We start from the raw sequence: 21,451 nt of genomic DNA on the forward strand, positions 1-21,451 counted from the left end.
ACCATCGTGTGGTGGCAACATCGAGGAGGAATCAGGTTATGCCCGAACACGTTCGATCCGATCTGGACACCGGCGGACAGATCGGTGATCCGCTCCCCAGCTGGCACGAGGGTCCGAGTAAGCAAGCAATCCTGGAGTTCGTCGGGCGGGTGACGGATCCCGGAGGTCCGGGGGCCGTCCCCGCCGAAGAGCGAATCGCGGTGTTCGACAACGACGGAACGCTGTGGTGTGAGAAACCGATGCCCATTCAGCTCGACTTCATCCTGCGCCGCCTCGTGGTCATGACTGAGGTGGATCCCGCTCTGGGCACCCGCCAACCGTGGCTCGCCGCCGTCACCCGCGACTACGGCTGGTTCAGCAGTGTCATCACCGGTCACTACCACGGCGACAACAGTGGGGTGAAGGTGTTCGCCAAAGGGGTGCTGATGGCGTACACCGACATCACCGTGGAAGAATTCGAGAAGCTGGCTGACCAATTCTTGCGCACGACAGACCATCCCACCCTAGGACGTACCTATCTGACGTGTGGCTACGTGCCGATGATCGAGTTGCTCCGGTACCTCGAGACGAACGAGTTCCACAACTACATCGTCTCCGGTGGTGGGCGTGACTTCATGCGGCCGATCAGCCTGGACGTGTACGGGGTGCCCCGTCAGCGAGTCATCGGTAGCAGCGCGTCGCTGGTATGGAAGGCCGACGGCCGCGGCGGCACGCTCGTCCATAAACCCGCATTGGACGTATTGGTCGACGGCCCCGAGAAGCCGGTCCGAATCTGGAGCCGTATCGGGAGACGGCCGCTCCTCGCCGCGGGGAACAGCAACGGCGATATCCCGATGTTGCAGTTCTCGGAGCGAGCGGACCTCCCATCGTTGCAAATACTTGTACAGCACGATGATTCACGTCGCGAGTTCGCATATCGGGAGGGCGCCGAGCAGGCATTCGATCTCGCGGATGCCCGGGGTTGGACCATAGCGAGCATCGAGAACGACTGGAGTGCCGTGTTCCCGAGCTGACCGTAGGGCGCTCAACGGCATAGTTCAGTAGTCGATATCGCCGTTGCGGTTGAAGAACTTTCCGGTGGGTCCACCGGTGCCTAGTTGGGCCAACATCACCGTCGCATCAGTGCCTTCGGTGATGGTCTGGTGTCCACGGTGGCCGTTGAAGTCGGTACTGGTGTAGCCCGGATCGCTGGCATTGATCCGAAATTCCGGCAGGTTCTTCGCGTATTGGAGAGTCAAAGCGATCACAGCCGCCTTCGAGCTCGCGTACGGCACGGCCCGCACAAAGTGCTCATCGGTACCGGGGGTGGCCAGCGAGCGGGCGAAGCCGACTCCGGATGCGACATTGACGATCACCGGATTCGACGAGCGTCGCAACAACGGAAGCGCGGCCTGCGTAAGACGCACGACACCAAGGACATTCGTGTCGAATACTTCCTGCATGGCGTCGACGTCGAGGTCGTCGACGCTGAAAGACCTGCCGAGGACGCCAGCGTTGTTTACCAGAACGTCGAGCTCGGGCAGCTGCGCGAGCGCCGCATCGATGCTGCGCTGATCCGTGACGTCGAGTTGGACGGGGTGAGCGCCGAGGTTCTGCACCTCGGCAGCTGAAGCCAGGTCCCGCATCCCGGCATAGACGGTGTGGCCGGCGTCGATGAGCCGTCGCGCGGTCTCCAGTCCGAGGCTGCGGTTGGCTCCTGAAATAAGTGTCGTAGTCATGTCCACAACGCTCGCTCAACTTCGGTGCGCGCACCAGGCACCGATCGACGGTGGGACCAGCAGTACTACCCACTGCGCGCCCACAGCGAGCAGGATGAGGGCATGGACGAGTTCGCAAGTGTGCTGCGCGCCTGGCGTGACCGTGTGCAGCCTGAGCACGTCGGTCTGCCACCAGGTACAGGTCGGCGTGCCCGAGGGCTTCGCCGGGAAGAGCTCGCGATGCTCGCCGGAGTCAGCGTCGACTACATCGTGCGCCTCGAGCAAGGCCGGGCAACCAATCCCTCGGCGCAACTGCTCGGCGCGCTCGCGCGGGCATTGCGCCTGACCGACGAAGAGCGCGACCACCTGTATCGAGTCGCCGGAGTCGCTACTCCGACGCCTGCCTCATTGCCGCGCCACGTGGGTCCGAGCGTCCAGCGGATCGTGGACCGTCTCGGCGACGTGCCGGTCGGCGTCTTCAGCGCCGCGCATGACCTCCTGTTGTGGAATCCGCTCTGGGCAGCACTGCTCGGCGATCCCTCACTGTTGGCCGGGTTTCAGCACAATCTTGTCTGGCGGGTTTTCACCGAGGAGAACACACGTGTCACTCATACCGCCGTCGGAGAAGACGAATTCAGAGCGGATCTGGTCGCGGACTTGAGATCCGCAGTGGGGCGCTATCCCGACGACGCACCGCTCAGGGACCTCGTCGACCGCCTCCTTTCCGAATCCGACGAGTTTGCAGCGCATTGGGAGCAAGCACACGTAGCCCTGCACCGGTCCAGCCGAAAGACAGTGCATACCCGCACTGTTGGCGACATCACCGTTGACTGCGATGTTCTCAGCGCGCCCGGTAGCGGCGACCTGCGGATCGTCGTCTACACAGTCGCGCCCGGATCCGCCGACGCAGCCAAGCTTGATCTGCTTCGTGTCGCCGGATTGCAGGACCTGACGCATCACTGACGAACACGGCGACACACTCATACGTAGGACAGCACATTACCCCTGAGGTAATCGACGCGGCGCCGTTGCTCCTGCAACACTCGATTCCAGAGCGAACCCAGCTGAACGTTACTGAGAGACAAACGATTAGTTATACACGCGCTCCTCCGAGAGGCAGGAACCAGACATGACTGAAAGCTACGTAGTTGGCATCCTCAACAACGTCGCCATGGGAGACGACATCACCGAATACCTCCAACGCATCGACAGCACCCTCACACCGTTCGAGGGCCGCTTCATCATCCACGGAGGCTTGCCTGACGTCCGCGAGGGACAGTGGTCAGGCGATCTCATCATCCTCCGATTCCCCACGTCCGCTGCGGCCCAACACTGGTATACATCGGACGCCTACCAAGCTATCGCTCCGCTTCGAATCAATAACTCGACTGGCACCGTGGCCTTTTTCGAAGGCGTAAACCAAAACCACCGAGCAACCGACATCCTGATCTGACCGAATCTCAAACCTATTCCCCTGCAGACTTACTCGAGTTCCCCGAGCCGCACTCGATGCAAATCGAATGTGCCCGATATGCCTATTGATTCGAATAGACGTTCGAGTATAATTGGGTCAAGGGTGGGGAGGCCTTGATGACTACGGTGAACGATTTTGTTTCGGTGGAGGATGTTGTAGCCGGTTCCGCGACGGGTGTGCGTGGCAGGTTGTGGCGATTGCGACCGGCCGAGGTTCGCGACGTTGCTGTTTCCGTTTCTGCGGAAATTCTTCGACTGGAGGCGATTCGGGTTGCCGCAGTGGATGAGTTGGCGCTCAATCCGGACGAGCAGGTGCTCTGCTACCGCGGTGTGGGGCGGTGGTTGGCGGCGAACACGATGCTGCAGAACGCGGCCGGTAACAAGATCGCTGCCCTCGGTGCCGCGTTGCGGGCGTTCCCGGATATTGCTGCGCAGTTCGAGGCCGGTGATCTCTCGCTCGATCATGCGGCAATAATCGTCGCGTTCTGTGAATCTCCACCAAAAGGTATGCCGGACAGGGCGTTACCGTCCTGTATGAAGACTCTACTTGCTGCCGCATCCGGCGTGGAGGCGACCACCATCAAACTCCGCTATGCGATTGCAGTTCTGGAGCGGATATTCGAATCCGACGACACCCCGCCCGGTGAGGACGACGACCTCAACGTCTTGCGGATTTCGCCGACGCTCAACGGACGGGTCGCGATCAAGGGCGATTTCGACGCGTTGACAGGCGAAATGCTGTTATCGGCTCTCTCGGGTTTGTCGATGCCGAAACCAGCCGCGGACGGAACCCCGGATCAACGATCAGCTGCCAAACGAACCGCCGACGCGTTCACGGAGTTGATCCGCCGGTACCTCGACAACGCCGTCACCGGGGTTGACGGTGGTCAGCGTCCGCATGTGAACGTGCACATCACCGCGAAAGACCTTGCCGAGCATCGCGAATGCGCCACCATGCGCAGCGAAGGCGCATCGGATGATGGTGAGTTCTATGGCAGTGCGTTCGATGACGACGAGCCTGATGTCGAGGATCTCGATGTGGGATACATGCCCTGGATGGGACCACTCAGTGTGAGCCTGACCCGGATGCTCGCCTGCGACTGCATGCTCTCCACCGTCCTGATGGACGGCAACGGGGCACCGCTCGATGCGACGCCGCACAAACGCCTCGTCACACCGGAACAACGCACGGCGCTGATCGCCCGGGACAAAGGCTGCGCCTTCCCCAACTGCGATGCCGTACCCGCTTGGTGCGATGCCCACCATATAAAACCCTGGTCAGTGGGCGGTCCGACGGTGATGGACAACCTCACCCTCCTCTGCCGAAATCACCACCGATTGATCCACAGCACCAGTGGGTTCCGCGGAATCTGGGAAATCAAAATGGGCACCGATCACAAACCGTGGTTCATCCCACCAGCTGCGATTGACCCAAAACAACGACGCCGCCGCTCCACCACCCGCCAAGGCCCAGTGCATCGAGACTGAATCCGGCTCTGCCGGAACTGCATACCGTGTGAGAGCTTCGCATCACCAGCTAGCCGATGCGAAGCCCACACGCATGTCCCGCGCCAGAAACATGTCTTCGTCGCCATAATCCTAGAGATCGAGCTACCGTGCGGAGATGAACGTAAAGGCTCACATCCTCGCTGAACGTCGGGAGCTGGTCACACTACTCGAGACCCTGAGCCCTGATCAATGGTCAACGCCGTCACTCTGCGGACACTGGTCGGTGCGCGACGTTGCGATACATGTGTCGATGGATTCCGTTACGATGCCTCGCTATTTCCTTGCAGCGCTGCACAATCTATCCGCTAACCGTGTCAACGAACGCTACGTCACCGCGCAGAATGACGTGCCGACAGACATCCTCGTCGATCGTCTCGCAGCTTCCGCGACCACGAGTTGGTTCGCAAGATATGCCCCACGCCTCACCCTTTCCGACCATGTTGTGCACCAGCAGGACATCAGGCGACCGCTCGGGTTACCTCGAACGATCGATCCGGAGCGTCTACGACTTGTACTCGATCGACCCGATCCCTTTGCACAGCCGCGTCGATTCACCAAGGGCCTCCGGTTCACTGCTTCCGATCTCCCCTGGGAACGCGGCACCGGACCAGAAGTCCACGGGCGAGCGGAGGCGCTGGCCCTCGCAATGGTCGGGAGGGCATCGGTGCTCGACGATCTTGACGGCGATGGCGTTGATGTTCTCCGCGCCCGCATGTTTCACGACGGCAACTGACGCTTCAACACCAATGGAGCGTGCTTCAGTCGGCGATAGCGGTGGCATACTCCGGTCGCCCGGTGGCCCGGTAAACCTGAATTGTCACGCCCTTTGACGTGACTTGCGAGTCGACCAGGTCCAGTGCGATATCCGGTCCCGACTCGGGGAATAGCCGCGTGCCCTGGCCGATGATCATGGGATAGATGAGCAGGGTGATCTCGTCGACGAGCCGGTTGTCGAACAGCCAGCGAACGAGGTTGCCGCTGCCGTGTACCTGCAACTCACCCCCAGGCTTGGCTTTCAGCTCGCGGATAGCCGTCGCAAGGTCGCCGGAGAGTACGGTCGTATTCGCCCAACCCGGTTCGGTGAGCGTGGTCGATGCCACGTACTTGGGCCGCGTGTTCAATGCCGTTGCAATGGGGTTACCCGAATCTTCCATCACTCCCCAGTACCCGGCGAAGATCTCATAGGTTCGCCGTCCGAACAGGAAGGCGTCGGCGCGCTGGTAGACGTCATTGACGAACGTCGTACCCTCGATGTCTTTGCCGAACAGTGGCAGCGCCCATCCGCCACGCTCGAATCCGCCTCTGCGGTCTTCATCCGCCCCGCCGAGCCCCTGCATAACGCCGTCGAGGGAGACATTAGTGATGGTCGTCAGTTTCATGGCCGCAATTCCCTTCTCCACCATCGAGTGTTCACGGGCATCCTCGAATATCACTGACCTCAGCTTGCTCGGACGTGGTCCAGGGCGTCAATCTGCGACGAGTTGCATCCCGTTGATCGCCCGTCCGGCGCCCCGCTCTCGCTGCCGTCCGATGACATAGCGGCCTGGCGCGATTCCAGTGGCGCCATGCTCTGGGTGGATGAGATAAGCAGTCCCGTGGGCGTCGAGGATGCCCAGAGCAAGACCCCGGGAATCTCTCACCGGCGACGACCACGTGCACACACCTTCGTCGGCGACCAGGCTGTGCGGATTCCCGCCCGCCGCACTGCGTAGCAACTCCACTCCGGAGAGTGGTACGTTCACCGACCTCGTCCACGCTGCGGGCGTGACGATATCGGAGACAAGCGAATACGGGACCACGATGAGATCACCTTGTGCCTGCAAGCCGTCGACGACGGGTATGGATACTTCTCGGTCGAGATAGTCGAAGACATCGAGGCCCGTGAGGGCAGTGAGCGCGGACAAAGTCATGGTCGAATTCATATGAGCCACCTGGGAGTTCATGGATTGACGTTCGGAATTGAAGTTCAGGGGTTGGGTCAGGTCCGACGAACGAGTCGGGCGTAGTCGACGCCGGCTATGCCGTAGGTCCATCCTGCAGCGTCCAGGGCTGATGAGAACCATCCAGGGACGTAGAGCCCGTAACGACGACGACGTCCGTCGCGTTCAGGAGAGCCGTTGACTGCAAGCAGAATTCGACCACCACGTCCCCAGCCGTCGGGCGATGCATAGAGTTGTAGCGTGTGCCCGGCATTGCCGGGATCATCGACTCGGTCGACCAGTGCGAGTCCAGCCGTATCGATGTAGGTGTCCCATCCGATGCGCTCGATCGCACAGCGGCGGACTTCGATATTCCGTTCGTCCGCAATGCGTTCGGCCGTCGGATCGAGAACTACCCAGCTGGGAACAATCGTCCCATGCTGAACGTAGACGCGGTGTCCGTCGCCGAATTCAATTGCTGGAGAATCCGAATGATGCAACCGACGTTCGTTGTGCACTCGGCCCGGTGTGGGTTCGGTATGCAGGACGGTGGGCCTTTCCGACATGACGCATATGGTGTCGAACGCCCACCACCATCCGGTTGCACCAGCCAGAGCGGTGTGAATGTCGAGTAGTTCGTCATCGTCGGAACGGAAAGAAGCAAGACCACATCGACGGTACGCGTCGTAGTAGGCGATTCGATGAGCTTCCTGCTGTCCGTACCACGTCACGCTTCCCGGGACGGGAGTCGACATCGTCCGTATCGCAGCCGCAACCCCGTCGAATAGTGTGGTGTGCAACGAGTCCCAGACAGCTGCTCTCATGATCCGATCGGGGCTGATTCCCAGCCGAACCGCATCCTCGGGAGACTGAGTACGTGCAGTGTCGATCCCCCAGCGTTCGTTCGGCAAGTCTGATCTTCGACGCTCGATGTGCGCATCCATACGGCTGCGTAAGTCCGAAAACATGCTCGCAATGCGGGCGGAAGCGCAACGAAGTCGGTTGCTGTCCAACGACATCGACAAGCCTTCGGCCACAATCAGATCTGATCCAGCTGGGGGCGAAGGAACCCAGAGGAACTCCGGCTCCGGAAATCCTGATCGCCGATACAGTTGCGCGACAGCCCATTCTGCAGTGTCGCGGTCGGAGGGGCGTGCGCAGAGACCGTGTTCCAGCCACTCGTTCCGCACAGCATCGACGTTGCTGGTGAATGATGCTCGGTGTCGCGACACCGAGTACATCGGCGCGGCGCTCACGCGATGGTTGCGGTGTCGGCCTTTCGTGTAGTCATAGTTATCGAGGGTGACACGAGGAAGCGCGGAACGCAAGGCCGGTACCTCATCAGCCGAACACCGACCAGCAGATGTCATTCCGTAGCCGCTGGTCATCAAGTACCAACTCACGAATCGATACCGGGAGCTGGTCGCGCTGCCACTGGCACTCGAGTCGGCCCGCAGCCTCCTCGTCTTCCGTCGCAACAGCACGTGCGGCCTTGATCGCGTAGGCGGCAGCACCAAGTTCGTGCGCGGCGACATGTGCGACGGCTCCGGCCTGTCCGGCAGCGTACGCAGCATGCCGCGCCGGCCCACGCAGGTCCCGAGCCGCGCCCATTGCATGACCGCCCGCAGCGCGAGCTTGCATCATCGTGACCTCACCCCGCACCCAGGCTCGCGCACCCTCGATCGCTTCACGCGGCCGCGGATCCTGCGGCTGAACCGACTCGAAAAGGTGAAGGACGTGCTCGGCGCACGATGCCGCCCAGAGAGCGAGGAGGTGGTGATCGGAATCTGTGAGGGTCCCACCACGACGGATCGTCACGAAGCGCGGATCCCGGACCTTCGGGAGGATCATGGTTCGTACGCTCCTTCTGCTCGCGCTGGCCGAACACTGCTTCCTGGGGAACTCGGCAGAGACTTTGCCGCCCTTGACAATTACTCGGAGACAATTGCTCGGAGACAATTGCTCGGACGGCTCTACGTTACTTGACCAGGCGAGGTGGAAGAATTGCTCACGCCGTCAGACTCCGTCGACGGTTCGGCGTCGACGTCAGTGGTACCCAACCTCGAGAGTTGCGCCGGGTCGCGTCGTGAAAGCCGGATACCGAGAAGCCAACCGACAGCCAGGCTCACAGGCGTGACGGCGACGAGCACCACGTTCACTGCGGTTCCAGCGGCAGTAATCAATTCCATCTGGTCCACAATCAAATACGTTGCATAAGTCAACATCAGAAGAGCGGATACGGGAGCTACGAGCACCCTCCAGACCGAATGCCCGCGACGATCGTTCCAGAAGAATGCGATAACTGCCGCGGCCGCCATGACCTGAAGCACGACGATGCCGACGATACCGGGCGAGTTCACCCACAGCAGGAGCTCGAGGTAAGGGTCGGCACCGACGACTACGAACACGACGATTACCACCATCGCCAGGAGACTCTGTACCGCACTGGCCACATAGGGGGACTTGTAGACCGGGTGTAGTTTGCCCAGGAACTGGGGCAATACACGTTCGCGCGAAAGCGCAAAGACGTAGCGGGTGATTGCGTTGTGGAACGCGAGCAGGCTGGCGAGAATGCTCGTGATGATCAACAGCTCCATGAGGGTGCTCGCCCAACCTCCGACGTAGTGCTCGATGGCGTTGAAGTACATACCGGCGGGATCGTTAGCTGCTAGCTCGAGAGCCTGATCCGGTCCATACGCCTGGATGATGATCCACACCATGAATGCGTAGAAGAGACCCAGGAATGCCACCGCGATGTAGGTCGCCCGCGGAACCGTCCGAGCGGGATCTTTTGCTTCTTCCCGGTACAGGGCAGTCGCTTCGAATCCGATGAACGCAGCAAAGGCCAGGGTCAGCACCCCACCGAGACCGGGGCTGAACACGTTAGACGGCGCAAAGGAGTCGAGATCAATTCCCACGGCGCCGCCTTGAAAAAGAACGGCGGCTGCGAGCAGCACCAGAATCCCCGTCTCCGCGGTCAGCAACAGGATCAGGAACCGAGCGCCGAGATGTACCGATCGAGATCCGAGGAACCAGACCAAGGCAACCCCGATTAAGGACCACACTCCCCACGGCAGATCCAGCCCAACCAAGTCCGCCATGGTTGACTGCGCGAAATAGCCTAGGGCCCCGAAGATTCCGATCTCGAGCGCGTTGTACGACACCAGCGCAAGCACCGCTGCGGCCAGGCCCCACCGAGGGCCGAGCCCGACGGAGATATAGGCGTAGAAGGCGCCTGCATTGTGGATGTACTTGCTCATCGCAGTGAAGCCGATTGCAAACACTCCTAGTGCGAGCCCGGCCAAAATGTATCCGCCGGGGGCCCCGATGCCGGCAATGTTCAAGGCCAGAGGCGCAACCCCTGCCATCACCAGTAATGGCGCCGCCGCCGCCACGACAAAGAAGACGATGCCGGCGGTGCCGAGGACGCCTCCTTCCAGCTTCAGAGCGGGTTCGGGTGCAGTTTTCTTCATGAGCAACTTCTCCAGTCAGGGCGAGGGGGCGACTATCCGAAACAGGCAGATATGGGTGCAACCAGAATTAATCGAATCAGTTTCGATTATGGTAGATCGTTGTGACCGGCGCCACAAGGGCATAATCGAATGAACTTCGATTTGAGAGGTGGGGGGACGATGGGAAGACCGCGCATCGCACGTCTGGACCGCGAACGAATTGCGGAGGCAGCGCTCGCGCTCGTCGATCGTGACGGCGACTTCAAAATGCCTGATCTTGCAAAACACCTGAATGTGCAGGTGTCATCCATCTATCACCATGCAAAGGGTCGCGCGGCCGTGGTGGAACTCGTTCGAAACCGCGTCGTACGGGAAATCGACGGGTCGGCATTCGAGCGCCTAACCTGGGACGACGCGTTTACTGCATGGGCTCGATCGTATCGATCCGCGTTCAGTAGACACCCCACCTCGATCCGCCTCCTCGCTACGGAGACGGTGCGTGATCCCACGTCGCTATCGGTCTACTACGCTCCCGCAGAAGGCCTCAGGAAAGCCGGATTCCCGGACGACCACATCTTGGCGGTCATCACCGCTGCCGAGAACTTTCTCCTCGGCGCCGCACTGGATGCAGCGGCACCGGAAGTCATGATCGAACCGGACTCGACAACACCCGACGACGCTCTGACTCTGGCGCTTGCTGCGGCGCCGCGGGGTCCAGCCAGAGCCGAGCAAGCCTTCGAACTCGGTTGGATGGCTCTGCTGTCAGGCTTTCGACGTCTCCTCGAGGAAGTGCACGAGACATCGGCGCGCCCAGCGTCCTACTCGTGAGCAGCTGTGGCAGATCCAGGCATGCGCCATGACAAGCAGCGCTCAGTGAACTTGCCTACCTCCCAACCACGTTCGGGAGACAACCAAGTCGCTGAGCTCCTTGGCGGAGCCAAGTTGGCCGGGATCGACGGGAAGCTGGATCATGTCGGCTCGCATTCCCTGCCGAAGGCAACCCCACATGTCCTCTTCGAATCCCTGATAGGCGACGCCCGCCGAGTATGTTGCCAGGGCCCAATCGAGGCCGACGCGTTCGCGAGGTAGCCATCCTTCACTCGGGATACCAGCCGGCGTCTGGCGGTGAATCGCAGTGGCAATTCCCTTGATCGGTTCGAAGGCGGTGATGGGCCAATCGCTGCCGAATGCCACCCGCGCGCCGCGCTCAGCGAGGGTTCCGATGCGATATTGGCGGTCACCACGGTCGGCGCCGATCCGCGGAATGGTCAGCTCCGTCATCAGCGGGTCGAGCTGGGCCCATAGCGGCTGAAAGTTGGCGATCACTCCCAATGACGTGAATCGGTCCAGGTCGTTGCCATCAACCAATTGGAGATGCGCGATAGTGGCGCGTCGATCACGCGGGCCGTTGCATCGATCGACGTATTCGATTGCATCGAGGGCCATGCGTACACCTGCATCGCCGATGGCATGGATATGAATCTGAAAACCTAACCGGTCCACTTCAGCGGCAGCTCGACCGAGTTCATCGGTTGTCCAATTGCTGATTCCGTGGGAATGCGGGCAATCCGTGTACGGCGCGAGGAGCGCTGCCGTTCCGGCCTCGATGACACCGTCGGCAAAGAACTTCACCGTTCCTGCCTTGACTGCGTCGCCACCCCGTTCTGCGACCTTCTGCCGGGCTTCGACAAACGCCGGCAGGTCGCCCTGCCAACTCTCAGGTGTCGCTCGGAATGCAAGATTTACCCGGGTGGACAGGCGCCCACTTTCAGCGGTGGCCAGCCAGATCTCGACATCGCCTGGTTCGGTCCACGCGTCCTGCACCCAGGTGATACCTGCTGCGGCAAGCATTTTCGATGCTGCCGCAAGCGAATCAACTCCCGCATCGAGGGTTACGGCGGGCAATAATGCCAGTACCGGGTTGATCGCTCCCCATTCACGTAGGGTCCCGAGCAACTCACCGTCCGACGTTCGCACGATCTCTCCGCCGACCGGATCCGGCGTATCGCGCGTCAACCCGGCGCTTCGCAGTGCAGCGCTGTTGACCCACGCGGTGTGATAGTCCATCGTGCGCAGGACGACGGGTCTGTCCTCGACCACGCTGTCGAGCCAGCGAGCATCGAACCGACCGCCCGGAGCGAGGGTAGGCGACACGCCCTCACCGAAGATGCACTCGGCGTCGGGGTTCTCATCCGCCCAGCGACGCACCTCCTGCAAGACCTCATCGATGCTGTTGCAGTCGCGAATCTTGGCACCACGCATTTCCAGGCCACCCATCAACGGGTGAACATGGCCGTCGCCGAACGAGGGCAGTAGTGCCCCACCCTCCAAATCGATGACTTCGGTTCGCGTCGACTTCAATGCACGAGCCTGCTCCCCCAGTCCAACCACGCGACCGCCGACCACAGCGAGCGCGTCGCTGACCGTCTGGACCGAATCCCCCGTGCGTATCGTGCCTCCGACAAAAAGTAGTTCGGCCTCCACCTACCGCACCTCCATGCATTAATCGAATTTGATTCGATTAATTTAGACGGCAGATTCATCGACGTCAATAGCAGTTTCCACGTTGCGATTTGAGTGCTTTACGGCGATTTCTTCTGTAGATGGGTGTGGGTCAAACGCGAGGCAATGCGTCAACGCCACTCAGACAACCGTCCGGTACGGCCTTCCTTGCCGTGATCTACCGGCGCCGCAAATTCACACCACACCCCGACCGCCCCTACGACGCGGTGCGGTCGGATTTGCTTGCAACACAAGCAGTGTCACCGGAAGATGTCGGCGGCCTGTCCGACGCGCAGGTCGAACGCATCGGTACCACACTGATGTTGCTCGAGGAGAAGATGGGAGAGTTCCGCGAGCATTTTGATCTGACGCCCGAAGACCTCAACATCGATCTCGGCCCCCTCGGACCATTTCTTGCCGACGAATAAGTTTTCAGGGATGTTCTGCTGTCGCCAGCCACGCCGGAGCCAGAAGCCTGTCGCGGGAATCGAAGCCCAGCCCTTCGACGATAGCAGCCAAGGGCGAGTTAGCTTGGCGCGCAAACTCTCCGCGGGTGAACGCCGTGGTGTAAGTGGCACGTTCGAGGTGCCGGACGATCCAACCGGCGTCGGTCAGCGTTCGACGCAGATTGTCCTCACTGATTCGATAAGGACCAGGAAATTCCTCTGGAACCTCGTCCGAGAAGCACACCAGGTGAAGCCGGGCTTGGGGTCGGCAGGCTCGTAGTACTGCCTCGACATACGGTTGGCGCTGATCTTCCGGGAAGCAGTGGTACAGCGCGCTGTCGAGAACAGTGGTGAACCGATTCTCGTACCCATCAAGTGTCATGGCGTCGGCAACAGCAAAATCCACTGCCTTCTCGAGTCCCCGCAGACCGGCGCGTTCGCGTGCGATCCCAATCGCCGTAGGTGAGGCGTCGAGTGCACACACCTGGTACCCACGGTCGGCAAGAAACAGAGCGTTTTCACCTAGACCACAACCAATATCAAGGACTTCGCTCGCTAACTGGCCGTCAGCTTCGAGTTTCCGAACCACCGGTTGAGCTTCGCCGATATCCCATGGCACTCGGTCGAAGTCGAGTTCGTTGCGCTGTGCAGCGTCAGGCAACTCCGTATTGCGCGCAAAGGCATCGAAGTCGCCGCGATACAGCGCATCAAAATCGGCTGAACTCGGTTGGCGAGGCGGTTGGGATCCGTCGGCGGTCACAAACTCCTCCTACGCGTAGGGCATCCTGAGCTTTAGGGGTAGCCATGCTCATACAGCCCTAAACTCGTGAGTGGATTCTTGGCACATGCGTGGGGGCTTCGCATCGTCTTGACTGGTGATGCGAAGCTTAGGCGCGGTATTTAGTTCCGGCGCAGCCGGATTCAGTCTCGGTGGACCGGGCCTTGGCGGGTGGTGGAGCGGCGGGGTCGTTGTTTCGGGTCGATCGCAACTGGTGGGATGAACCATGGTTTGTGATCATCGCCCATTTTGATTTCCCAGATGCCGCGGAACCCACTGGTGCTGTGGATCAATCGGTGATGATTCCGGCAGAGGAGGGCGAGGTTGTCCATCACCGTCAAGCCTCCGGTTGACCACGGATTTATGTGGTGGGCGTCGCACCAGGCGGGTACCGCATCGCAGTTCGGGAAGGCGCAACCTTTGTCCCGGGCGATCAGCGCCGTTCGTTGTTCTGCTGTGACGAGACGCTTATGTGGAGTCGCATCCAACGGTGCGCCATTGCCGTCCATCGACACGGTCGAGAGCATGCAATCGCAGGCGAGCATCCGGGTGAGGCTAACGCTGAGTGGTCCCATCCAGGGCATGTATCCGACGTCAAGATCTTCGAAATCAGGCTCGTCGTCATCGAATGCACTGCCGTAGAACTCGGCATCGCCGAAATTGGCATCGCTACCTGATGCGGTATCGCTGCGCGTGGTGGCGCATTCCCGATGCTCGGCAAGGTCTTTCGCGGTGATATGCACATTCACATGCGGACGCTGACCACCGTCAACACCGGTCATGGCATTGTCGAGGTACCGACGGATCAGTTCGGTGAAGGCGTCGGCGGTTCGTTTGGCTGTCGATCGCTGATCCGGGGTTCCGTCGGCAGCCGGTTTCGGCATCGACAGACCCGAGAGCGCCGACAACAACATTTCGCCGGTCAACGCGTCGAAATCGCCCTTGATCGCGACCCGACCGTTCAACGTCGGCGAAATCCGCAAGACATTGAGGTCGTCGTCCTCACCGGGTGGGGTGTCGTCGGATTCGAATATCCGCTCGAGAACCGCAATCGCATACCGCAGTTTGATGGTGGTCGCCTCGACACCCGACGCGGCAGCGAGAAGGGTTGCCATGCAGGACGGTAACGCGTTCTCAGGCATACCTTTTGGTGGCGATTCGCAGAATGCCACGATTATCGCCGCATGATCGAACGAGAGGTCACCCGCCTCGAATTGAGCATTAATGTCCGGAAACCCTCGCAGCGCGGCACCGAGAGCGGCGATCTTGTTACCCGCCGCGTTCTGCAGCATCGTGTTCGCCGCCAACCAGCGCCCCACACCGCGGTAGCAGAGCACCTGCTCGTCCGGATTGAGCGCCAACTCATCCACTGCGGCAACCCGAATCGCTTCCAACCGAAGAATTTCCGCAGATACACAGACTGCAACGTCCCGAACCTCGGCTGGGCGTAACCGCCACAACCTGCCGCGCACACCCACAGCCGAACCGGCAACAACATCCCCCACCAAAGTTGAATCACAAACCGTCGTCATCAAGGCCTCCCCACCCTTGACACAAGTATACTCGAACAAACATTCGATTCAAGGGATATTTCGGGCACATTTCACGCGTAGACACGAACGATCACAACGGCCACCTCTGGCGAAAGCGATTCTCAGCCAGGGGCATTGATCAACCGGATCCGGGACAACAACTTTCAGCGCGTCACCGGCGCACTCCAGAGCCCGACGAGCGCGTCGACGATATCTGTCGTGAAGTCATCCCAGTTCGAGACCTCTACCGATTCGTCGCCGGCAAGGAGCCTTTCACGTTCGGCACACATGTGCAGCATCACATACCGCGCCATTTCACCGCGGGCGCGCCGAACGTCGTCCGGCATGTCGGGCAGACAAGCGGCGAGCGCGCCGAGCATCTTTTGCAAGAGCTCCGATGACGAAACATCTTCGTAGACAACGGCCCGCAGCGTGGGATCGGCCATCAGCTGAACACTGAACCGCGCATACCACGCGGGTCCGGTCAATTCGTTGTAATGATCAGTGGACGCTCGAACCAGACACGTGATCCAGTCACGGAGATCTGTCGAACCTTTGACGTCGGCCAGCAACTCCTTGCGCTTCTGCTCGATCGGCGCGGCATGTTTGTTCACGATTGCACGGAGTAGATCGATTTTTGTGCCGAAGTGATATCCGACGGCGGCGTTGTTGCCCTGCCCAGCAGCCTCGCTCACCTGACGATTCGAGACGGCAAAGATCCCGTGCTCGGCAAACAACCGCTCCGCGACTTCGAGTATCCGCTCCCGAGTCGCAACGGAACGAAGAGAGCCCGCTGGGGTACCCGAATCGCTGATCGCATCTTCAGTTCTTGCTGCCACATCTACCGCCAAAGTCAGGTGCTCGGCACTATGTGCGCACCGAGACGTTGATCACCATCGACCTCGCAGCGCTTGCGCGAAGTCAGTCAGCTGCTTTAACTTTATTCAATCAGTTGACTTAATTCAAGACTTCTTTACTTTTCTCTGATGGAGCTTTCCAATGTCGATATCCACTTCTGAACCCAGTAAAGCCGCACCGCCGTCAACTACTGCCGTAGTAGCAATTCTGGCGTTTGCCGGCATCGTGGTCTCGCTGATGCAAACGCTGGTCATCCCGATCATTCCGCACCTTCCGGAATACCTGAACGCGTCCGCCTCGGACACAGCCTGGGTAGTGACCGCCACCCTCCTCGCTTCAGCCGTTGCCGTCCCGACGATGGGCCGGTTGGGCGACATGTTCGGCAAACGCCGCCTACTCCTGATCAGCTTGGCACTTCTGGTGGTCGGCTCGATTGTGGGTGCCATGAGTTCGAGCGTTGTCCCACTCGTCTTTGGGCGCGTCCTCCAGGGACTCGCCGCCGGTGTCATCCCTCTAGGTATCAGCATCATGCGTGACGTGCTTCCGCCCAAGAAACTGGCCGGCGCCGTCGCGATGATGAGCGCAGCCATGGGAGTCGGTGGCGCACTGGGACTTCCGATCGCAGCTATGATCGCCGAATACGCCAACTGGCACGTTCTGTTCTGGGCATCGGCAGTCCTCGGCGCCATCGTGACGGGTCTGATCCTGGTCATCGTGCCTGAATCGACGGTCCGCACCGGCGGCAAATTCGACTTCGTCGGAGCCCTCACACTCTCGGTCGCACTCATCACCCTGCTTCTGGCGATTTCCAAGGGCAATTCCTGGGGATGGGCGAGCGGACTCACAGTCTCGATGCTCGCTGCCGCCGTCATCGCATTCGCCATCTTCGCCTGGTGGGAACTGCGCAACCCGAAGCCACTGGTCAACCTTCGCGTGTCAGCGCGTCGCCAAGTACTACTGACCAATCTCGCTTCCGTCGTCTTCGGATTCGCGATGTTCGCCTCCAGCATGGTGTTCCCCCAGGTTGTCCAACTGCCGGAAGCCACCGGCTTCGGACTCGGCGGGTCGATGCTCATCGCCGGTCTGGTCATGGCCCCATCCGGCATCATCATGATGCTCATCGCGCCGGTCTCCTCCAAGATCACCAACACCCACGGCCCCAAGATCACACTCATGATCGGTGCAGTCGTCGTTGCGATCGGATATCTCATCGGCATCTTCGCGCTGCACTCCATCTGGCAACTCGTCATGATCGCCCTCATCATCGGCGCAGGAACGGGCATGGCTTACGGCGCGATGCCAGCCCTCATCATGGGTGCGGTTCCCGCCTCGGAAACCGGAGCGGCCAACAGCTTGAACACCCTGATGCGCGCACTCGGCACATCGTTTGCCAGCGCAATCGCCGGCGTCGTCCTGGCTCAGATGACAATGACTCTCGGCGACACCACGCTGCCGACCGAGAACGCGTTCCGCGTCATCATGGCCCTGGCCGCGGGATCGGCCCTCATCGCGCTTTTCCTGGCAGCATTCCTGCCGAAGTTCCGTAACCCGGCCCGCGACGTTCCCGACTACGTACCCGCGGAACCCGCAGCGGCTCACTGAACCGACACCGGCACAGTGCGAAAGCCGCCGCTACCCATGAGGTAGCGGCGGCTTTCGTATTCTTTCGCTGCGAGATATCCGCAGCATCCGTCACGTCAACATCCCAGAGGCGTCAACGAGCCGAAACCCAACCTACGCAACGTTTCTGAGAGTCTTCTGAGTGCAGCCGGGGCTGTCTCGGTATTTCCCAGAACATGCAGGCGCTCGAGGTAGGTGCCCATTCCTGACCAAGAGTAAGTAAAGTACCCACGGTCTGCGATCGGCAAACTGGTCGTTCGACCCGTGCGTCGTGCCGCTCATTCAACCCTTTGGAGAAGTCAGATGCGTTTGCCCACCCAGCGGTCTCGCCGCCGCAGCACTGCCGCAGCGGCGCTCGTCGCCGCGACTGTGCTCGGAATCCTCTTGCCCTCGACCGCTCAAGCGCAACTCACCGGATCGGCCGGCTCGTCCGGTGGTGGCGTCAGCGGGACGCAAGCAGCGCCGCGCGCAGCGTTGCCCGGTTGGCGTGAAATCTTTGTCGACGACTTCACGACCGATGCTCCGATCGGTAGCTTCGCAAACGACGAGTGCAACAACCCCGGCAAGATCGTCTACACCGGAACCGAGAACACACGCTGGCGGACGTACCCCGAGTGCTACCTCGACACGTACAACAAGAACCCTTACCGCGCAGACGAAGTAGTGAGCGCACACGACGGCGTACTCGACTACTACCTCCACGACGTCGACGGCCGCCGTGCCGGAGCCAACATGTCCCCCGTCATCAACGGCAGCAGCCAGGCCCAGGTGTACGGGCGCTACTCGGCGCGCATCAAGGTCAGTCATCCGGCGATCACCGGTTACCGGTTGGCGATGCTGCTGTGGCCGGACTCCGAAGGATGGCCGGAAGAAGGCGAGATCAACTTCCCGGAGGGCCCGCTGACGGGACCCATCTACGGTTTCCATCACTACGCCGAGGACGGCGCGGACGCGAACTCCCAGGCACTCTCCGATGTCGACACCTCTACCTACGCGGATTGGCGTGTTGTCACGATCGAGTGGACCCCGTCGGTTGTTCGATTCATGCTCGACGACAAGGTCTTGCTCGAGTCCACGCGGGGAATCCCCGATACCGCGATGCGGTGGCAGCTCCAGCTCGAGTCCAGCCTCTACCCGGCTCTTGGCGGCGGCAATTTCCTCGTCGACTGGGTGACAGTGCACGCGTGGGACGGCGCGTAACAATTTCCTGACAGCTGGTCGAGGCACAAAGCTGTGCCTCGACCAGCCCAATGGGCGTAGATTCCCGTTTTCGGACCCGATTGCCTAGACTCCCAAAAGTCATCGAAAGTAAGGGAAGGCAAACCTGTGCGCACCGCGGTTACCGGAGGAGCTGGATTCATCGGCTCGACGCTTGTGGATCGCCTGCGCAAGGACGGTCACCAAGTGCTCGTCATAGACGACCTGAGCCGCGGCCGGGTAGACAACCTCGACGCGGCGCTCGCGACCGCAGATGTCGACCTCGAAGTTCTCGACATTCGGGACGACAAGATCGGTCCGCTGTTCGAGACGTTCGCTCCCGAAGTGGTTTTCCATCTCGCAGCGCAAATCGACGTGCGGCACAGCGTCGCCGACCCGATCAACGACGCCGACGCCAATATCCTCGGCACTGTGAAAATCGGATCTGCGGCGATCGCGGCACAAGCTCGCAAGATCGTGTTCATGTCGTCCGGCGGTTCCATCTACGGATCACCGGAACACCTGCCCGTCTCCGAGCACGCTCCGGTCAACCCGCTCTCGCCCTACGCATGCAGCAAGATCAGCGCCGAGAACTACCTCAACTGCTTCCGGCAACTCCACGGTCTGGATTGCTCACACATCGCCCCGGCCAACGTGTACGGACCCCGCCAGGATCCACACGGCGAGGCTGGCGTCGTCGCAATCTTCGCGCGCGAAATGCTTTCCGGCGGAAACACTTTCCTGTTCGGCGACGGTGGAAATACGCGGGACTACGTCTTCGTCGAGGACGTGGTGACGGCGCTGATCGCAGCATCGGGCACCGCGGGCTCGGGACAACGCTTCAATATCGGAACCGGAGTGGAGACGTCCGACCGCGAACTACACGCATTGCTTGCGCACGCTACCGGCGTCGCGGCAGAACCCACGTGGATGCCCGCGCGACTCGGGGATGTTCGCCGGTCCGCGCTCGACGCCGCACTGGCACGCACGGAATTGGGATGGACCCCGTTGACGTCACTGTCGGAGGGGATCGCCCGCACCGTCGACTTCTTCCGGAAACTTGATACAGCGTCGTCCGATACAGCACCGTCGTCCGATACAGCACCGTCTTCCGATACAGCACCCTCGACGCTCGTCTGAAAAATGCCGCCATCCCCCAAAGCATCTCTTCGAGTCAGCCACCTGGACGTGATGCACAGCCGGACGCGGATCACGTCCGTCATCGGCCCCGTACATCTCCCTGACGACGCCACCATTGCCGCTCGACTTCGCACGATGGCCGAAGCAGGGCCACACACACGCCTCGGACTCAGACCGTCAGCGCACGGCAATCGGTGGACATTCGATCCCGAATCGTGTGCCCCCGAAGTAGTTCGGCTCGATCCGCCGACCTCCCCGATGGACCTGCTCGATACGGCGTCGAACGTCTCACGAGAGGACCGCCCCACAACCGTCACAGTGGCCGGGAACTATCTCCGCACCGACCACAACCACGGTCTCGGTGAGGTCGCTCTGACGCTCATGATGAACGAGGTCATCCTCGGCATGATCGACCCCGCCGATCCTCGAGTGTGGCAACCCTCGCGTGCCTCGCGCTCGGGGATCACCACTGCCGCGCTGCGCACCTACGGTTCGGATCCACGGCGCGGCTGGGCGCTGCGTCGGTCACTCGATCGGACGCCGCGTCCCGCACAGTCCGGGCCGGTGGAACCGTGGACGCCCGCCCGCACTGCTGCCGTGGTCACCACTGATCCCGACACCGTTCGGTCGTTGCGCGCGTGGCGAGACCAGAACCTTCCGTCGGTGTCGATGTATGCCCTGACCGCTTCGGTGCTGCACCGCGCGCTGGCCGACGCCGGGCTCACCATCAATCCCGTTGCAACTGTGACCCTCGATGCCAGACGCTACCTTGCGGCAGGTCGAGTTCCGTTGGGAAACTTCGTCTCCGGACTCGAATTCGATCTGGGGGCGAACCCGACGCCCGGCCGCATCCACGAGGCCACGTCCGAGGCGGTGGCAACGGGCCGGCCCGTTGCGAATCTCGCCCTGAACATGATGCGGACCCGAATCGGCTTGCGAATCAACAATTCCGGCGCATATCCGATCAGTCGCCCTCGAGATCCCCGGGCCCAGCTGCTGTTTTCGAGCATCGGCCCGGTGCCGCGACAAGGTCAGGTTCCGTGGCTCACCGACGCGTCACCGTTCTACTCGGCGCACAACGACCCTGTCGGCCCAGAGGGCATAACGCTCACGTGGGCAATCGTGGAAGGTGCGCTCGCGACGACGGCGTCGTTCCACGGAAACGTGTTTCCGCAGGCCCTGGTGACGTCGGCCCTGGAGTGCGCTGCCACCGATCCGATTGCCTATTTGTCTTCTGTTAACTGACCCGATGTGCCCCGAGCCCATGGACGTCCGATAACATAGGTAAGGCTGCCCTTCCAGGGGTGGTGTTGCACCCCGCCTAGACC

21 protein-coding genes are annotated in these 21,451 nt (G+C 61.1%); 11 read left to right on the forward strand and 10 right to left on the reverse strand.

Annotated features, from left to right (window positions below; all coding sequences use genetic code 11):
- The first annotated feature begins 38 nt into the window (after positions 1–38).
- Positions 39–1,013, forward strand: a complete 975-nt coding sequence (locus FEZ60_RS16630; RefSeq protein ID WP_045064448.1) for an HAD family hydrolase — start codon at positions 39–41, stop codon at positions 1,011–1,013.
- A gap of 24 nt (positions 1,014–1,037) precedes the next feature.
- Here FEZ60_RS16630 and FEZ60_RS16635 read toward each other — a convergent pair whose 3' ends face one another.
- Positions 1,038–1,718, reverse strand: coding sequence for an SDR family NAD(P)-dependent oxidoreductase (locus FEZ60_RS16635; RefSeq protein WP_045066654.1), 681 nt, complete (start codon positions 1,716–1,718; stop codon positions 1,038–1,040).
- Positions 1,719–1,820: 102 nt separating this feature from the next.
- Between FEZ60_RS16635 and FEZ60_RS16640 the strand changes: the two genes are divergently transcribed.
- The 4 genes from FEZ60_RS16640 (at position 1,821) to FEZ60_RS16655 (ending at position 5,412) form a co-directional block, all read left to right on the forward strand.
- On the forward strand, positions 1,821–2,660 hold the full coding sequence (locus FEZ60_RS16640) for a helix-turn-helix transcriptional regulator (protein WP_045064449.1): 840 nt from the start codon (positions 1,821–1,823) through the stop codon (positions 2,658–2,660).
- A gap of 166 nt (positions 2,661–2,826) precedes the next feature.
- On the forward strand, positions 2,827–3,150 hold the full coding sequence (locus FEZ60_RS16645; protein ID WP_033231625.1) for a DUF1330 domain-containing protein: 324 nt from the start codon (positions 2,827–2,829) through the stop codon (positions 3,148–3,150).
- 137 nt (positions 3,151–3,287) lie between these two features.
- Positions 3,288–4,658, forward strand: a complete 1,371-nt coding sequence (locus FEZ60_RS16650; RefSeq protein ID WP_141485003.1) for an HNH endonuclease signature motif containing protein — start codon at positions 3,288–3,290, stop codon at positions 4,656–4,658.
- A 136-nt stretch (positions 4,659–4,794) separates the two neighbouring features.
- Positions 4,795–5,412: a maleylpyruvate isomerase family mycothiol-dependent enzyme gene (locus FEZ60_RS16655; RefSeq protein ID WP_033231627.1), complete on the forward strand. Its 618-nt coding sequence runs from the start codon at positions 4,795–4,797 to the stop codon at positions 5,410–5,412.
- Between the two features lie 25 nt (positions 5,413–5,437).
- On the opposite strand, the gene FEZ60_RS16660 is transcribed toward FEZ60_RS16655, so the two are convergent.
- The 5 genes from FEZ60_RS16660 to FEZ60_RS16680 form a co-directional block, all read right to left on the reverse strand.
- Positions 5,438–6,112 (reverse strand): dihydrofolate reductase family protein, encoded by a 675-nt coding sequence (locus FEZ60_RS16660; RefSeq protein ID WP_245006103.1) that lies wholly within the window; start codon positions 6,110–6,112, stop codon positions 5,438–5,440.
- 33 nt (positions 6,113–6,145) lie between these two features.
- A complete protein-coding gene (locus FEZ60_RS16665; RefSeq protein WP_141485565.1) occupies positions 6,146–6,601 on the reverse strand; it encodes a hypothetical protein in 456 nt (151 codons plus the stop codon).
- A 56-nt stretch (positions 6,602–6,657) separates the two neighbouring features.
- On the reverse strand, positions 6,658–7,854 hold the full coding sequence (locus tag FEZ60_RS16670) for a DUF6745 domain-containing protein (protein ID WP_172936536.1): 1,197 nt from the start codon (positions 7,852–7,854) through the stop codon (positions 6,658–6,660).
- Between the two features lie 85 nt (positions 7,855–7,939).
- On the reverse strand, positions 7,940–8,449 hold the full coding sequence (locus FEZ60_RS16675; RefSeq protein ID WP_033231629.1) for a putative immunity protein: 510 nt from the start codon (positions 8,447–8,449) through the stop codon (positions 7,940–7,942).
- Between the two features lie 122 nt (positions 8,450–8,571).
- Positions 8,572–10,071, reverse strand: coding sequence for an APC family permease (locus FEZ60_RS16680; protein WP_045064494.1), 1,500 nt, complete (start codon positions 10,069–10,071; stop codon positions 8,572–8,574).
- Between the two features lie 159 nt (positions 10,072–10,230).
- On the opposite strand from FEZ60_RS16680, the gene FEZ60_RS16685 reads away from it, so the two are divergent.
- Entirely contained in the window at positions 10,231–10,878 is a 648-nt protein-coding gene (locus FEZ60_RS16685) for a TetR/AcrR family transcriptional regulator C-terminal domain-containing protein (protein ID WP_045064498.1), read from the forward strand.
- A 42-nt stretch (positions 10,879–10,920) separates the two neighbouring features.
- Here FEZ60_RS16685 and FEZ60_RS16690 read toward each other — a convergent pair whose 3' ends face one another.
- Complete coding sequence (locus tag FEZ60_RS16690) at positions 10,921–12,534, reverse strand: amidohydrolase family protein (RefSeq protein WP_172936537.1); 1,614 nt, start codon at positions 12,532–12,534, stop codon at positions 10,921–10,923.
- Positions 12,535–12,653: 119 nt separating this feature from the next.
- Between FEZ60_RS16690 and FEZ60_RS16695 the strand changes: the two genes are divergently transcribed.
- The gene (locus FEZ60_RS16695) at positions 12,654–12,980 is read left to right on the forward strand and encodes a gas vesicle protein K (RefSeq protein ID WP_084702425.1); all 327 of its coding nucleotides are present in this window, start codon (positions 12,654–12,656) and stop codon (positions 12,978–12,980) included.
- 4 nt (positions 12,981–12,984) lie between these two features.
- On the opposite strand, the gene FEZ60_RS16700 is transcribed toward FEZ60_RS16695, so the two are convergent.
- The 3 genes from FEZ60_RS16700 to FEZ60_RS16710 all read right to left on the reverse strand — a co-directional run bounded on the left by FEZ60_RS16700 (position 12,985) and on the right by FEZ60_RS16710 (position 16,147).
- Positions 12,985–13,758, reverse strand: coding sequence for a class I SAM-dependent methyltransferase (locus FEZ60_RS16700; protein ID WP_106939701.1), 774 nt, complete (start codon positions 13,756–13,758; stop codon positions 12,985–12,987).
- Between the two features lie 161 nt (positions 13,759–13,919).
- Positions 13,920–15,308, reverse strand: coding sequence for an HNH endonuclease signature motif containing protein (locus FEZ60_RS16705; protein ID WP_045064503.1), 1,389 nt, complete (start codon positions 15,306–15,308; stop codon positions 13,920–13,922).
- 164 nt (positions 15,309–15,472) lie between these two features.
- Entirely contained in the window at positions 15,473–16,147 is a 675-nt protein-coding gene (locus FEZ60_RS16710) for a TetR/AcrR family transcriptional regulator (RefSeq protein WP_095887978.1), read from the reverse strand.
- 160 nt (positions 16,148–16,307) lie between these two features.
- On the opposite strand from FEZ60_RS16710, the gene FEZ60_RS16715 reads away from it, so the two are divergent.
- From FEZ60_RS16715 to FEZ60_RS16730, 4 genes are all read left to right on the forward strand, one after another.
- The gene (locus FEZ60_RS16715; RefSeq protein WP_172936538.1) at positions 16,308–17,768 is read left to right on the forward strand and encodes an MFS transporter; all 1,461 of its coding nucleotides are present in this window, start codon (positions 16,308–16,310) and stop codon (positions 17,766–17,768) included.
- Positions 17,769–18,089: 321 nt separating this feature from the next.
- Positions 18,090–18,986, forward strand: a complete 897-nt coding sequence (locus FEZ60_RS16720; RefSeq protein WP_080711608.1) for a glycoside hydrolase family 16 protein — start codon at positions 18,090–18,092, stop codon at positions 18,984–18,986.
- A 126-nt stretch (positions 18,987–19,112) separates the two neighbouring features.
- Positions 19,113–20,123, forward strand: coding sequence for an NAD-dependent epimerase/dehydratase family protein (locus tag FEZ60_RS16725; protein WP_172936539.1), 1,011 nt, complete (start codon positions 19,113–19,115; stop codon positions 20,121–20,123).
- Positions 20,124–20,171: 48 nt separating this feature from the next.
- On the forward strand, positions 20,172–21,368 hold the full coding sequence (locus tag FEZ60_RS16730) for a hypothetical protein (protein ID WP_207185754.1): 1,197 nt from the start codon (positions 20,172–20,174) through the stop codon (positions 21,366–21,368).
- The last annotated feature ends 83 nt before the right edge of the window (positions 21,369–21,451 follow it).

This window comes from Rhodococcus sp. MS16 (assembly GCF_013277795.1).
Classification (GTDB): domain Bacteria; phylum Actinomycetota; class Actinomycetes; order Mycobacteriales; family Mycobacteriaceae; genus Rhodococcus_F; species Rhodococcus_F globerula.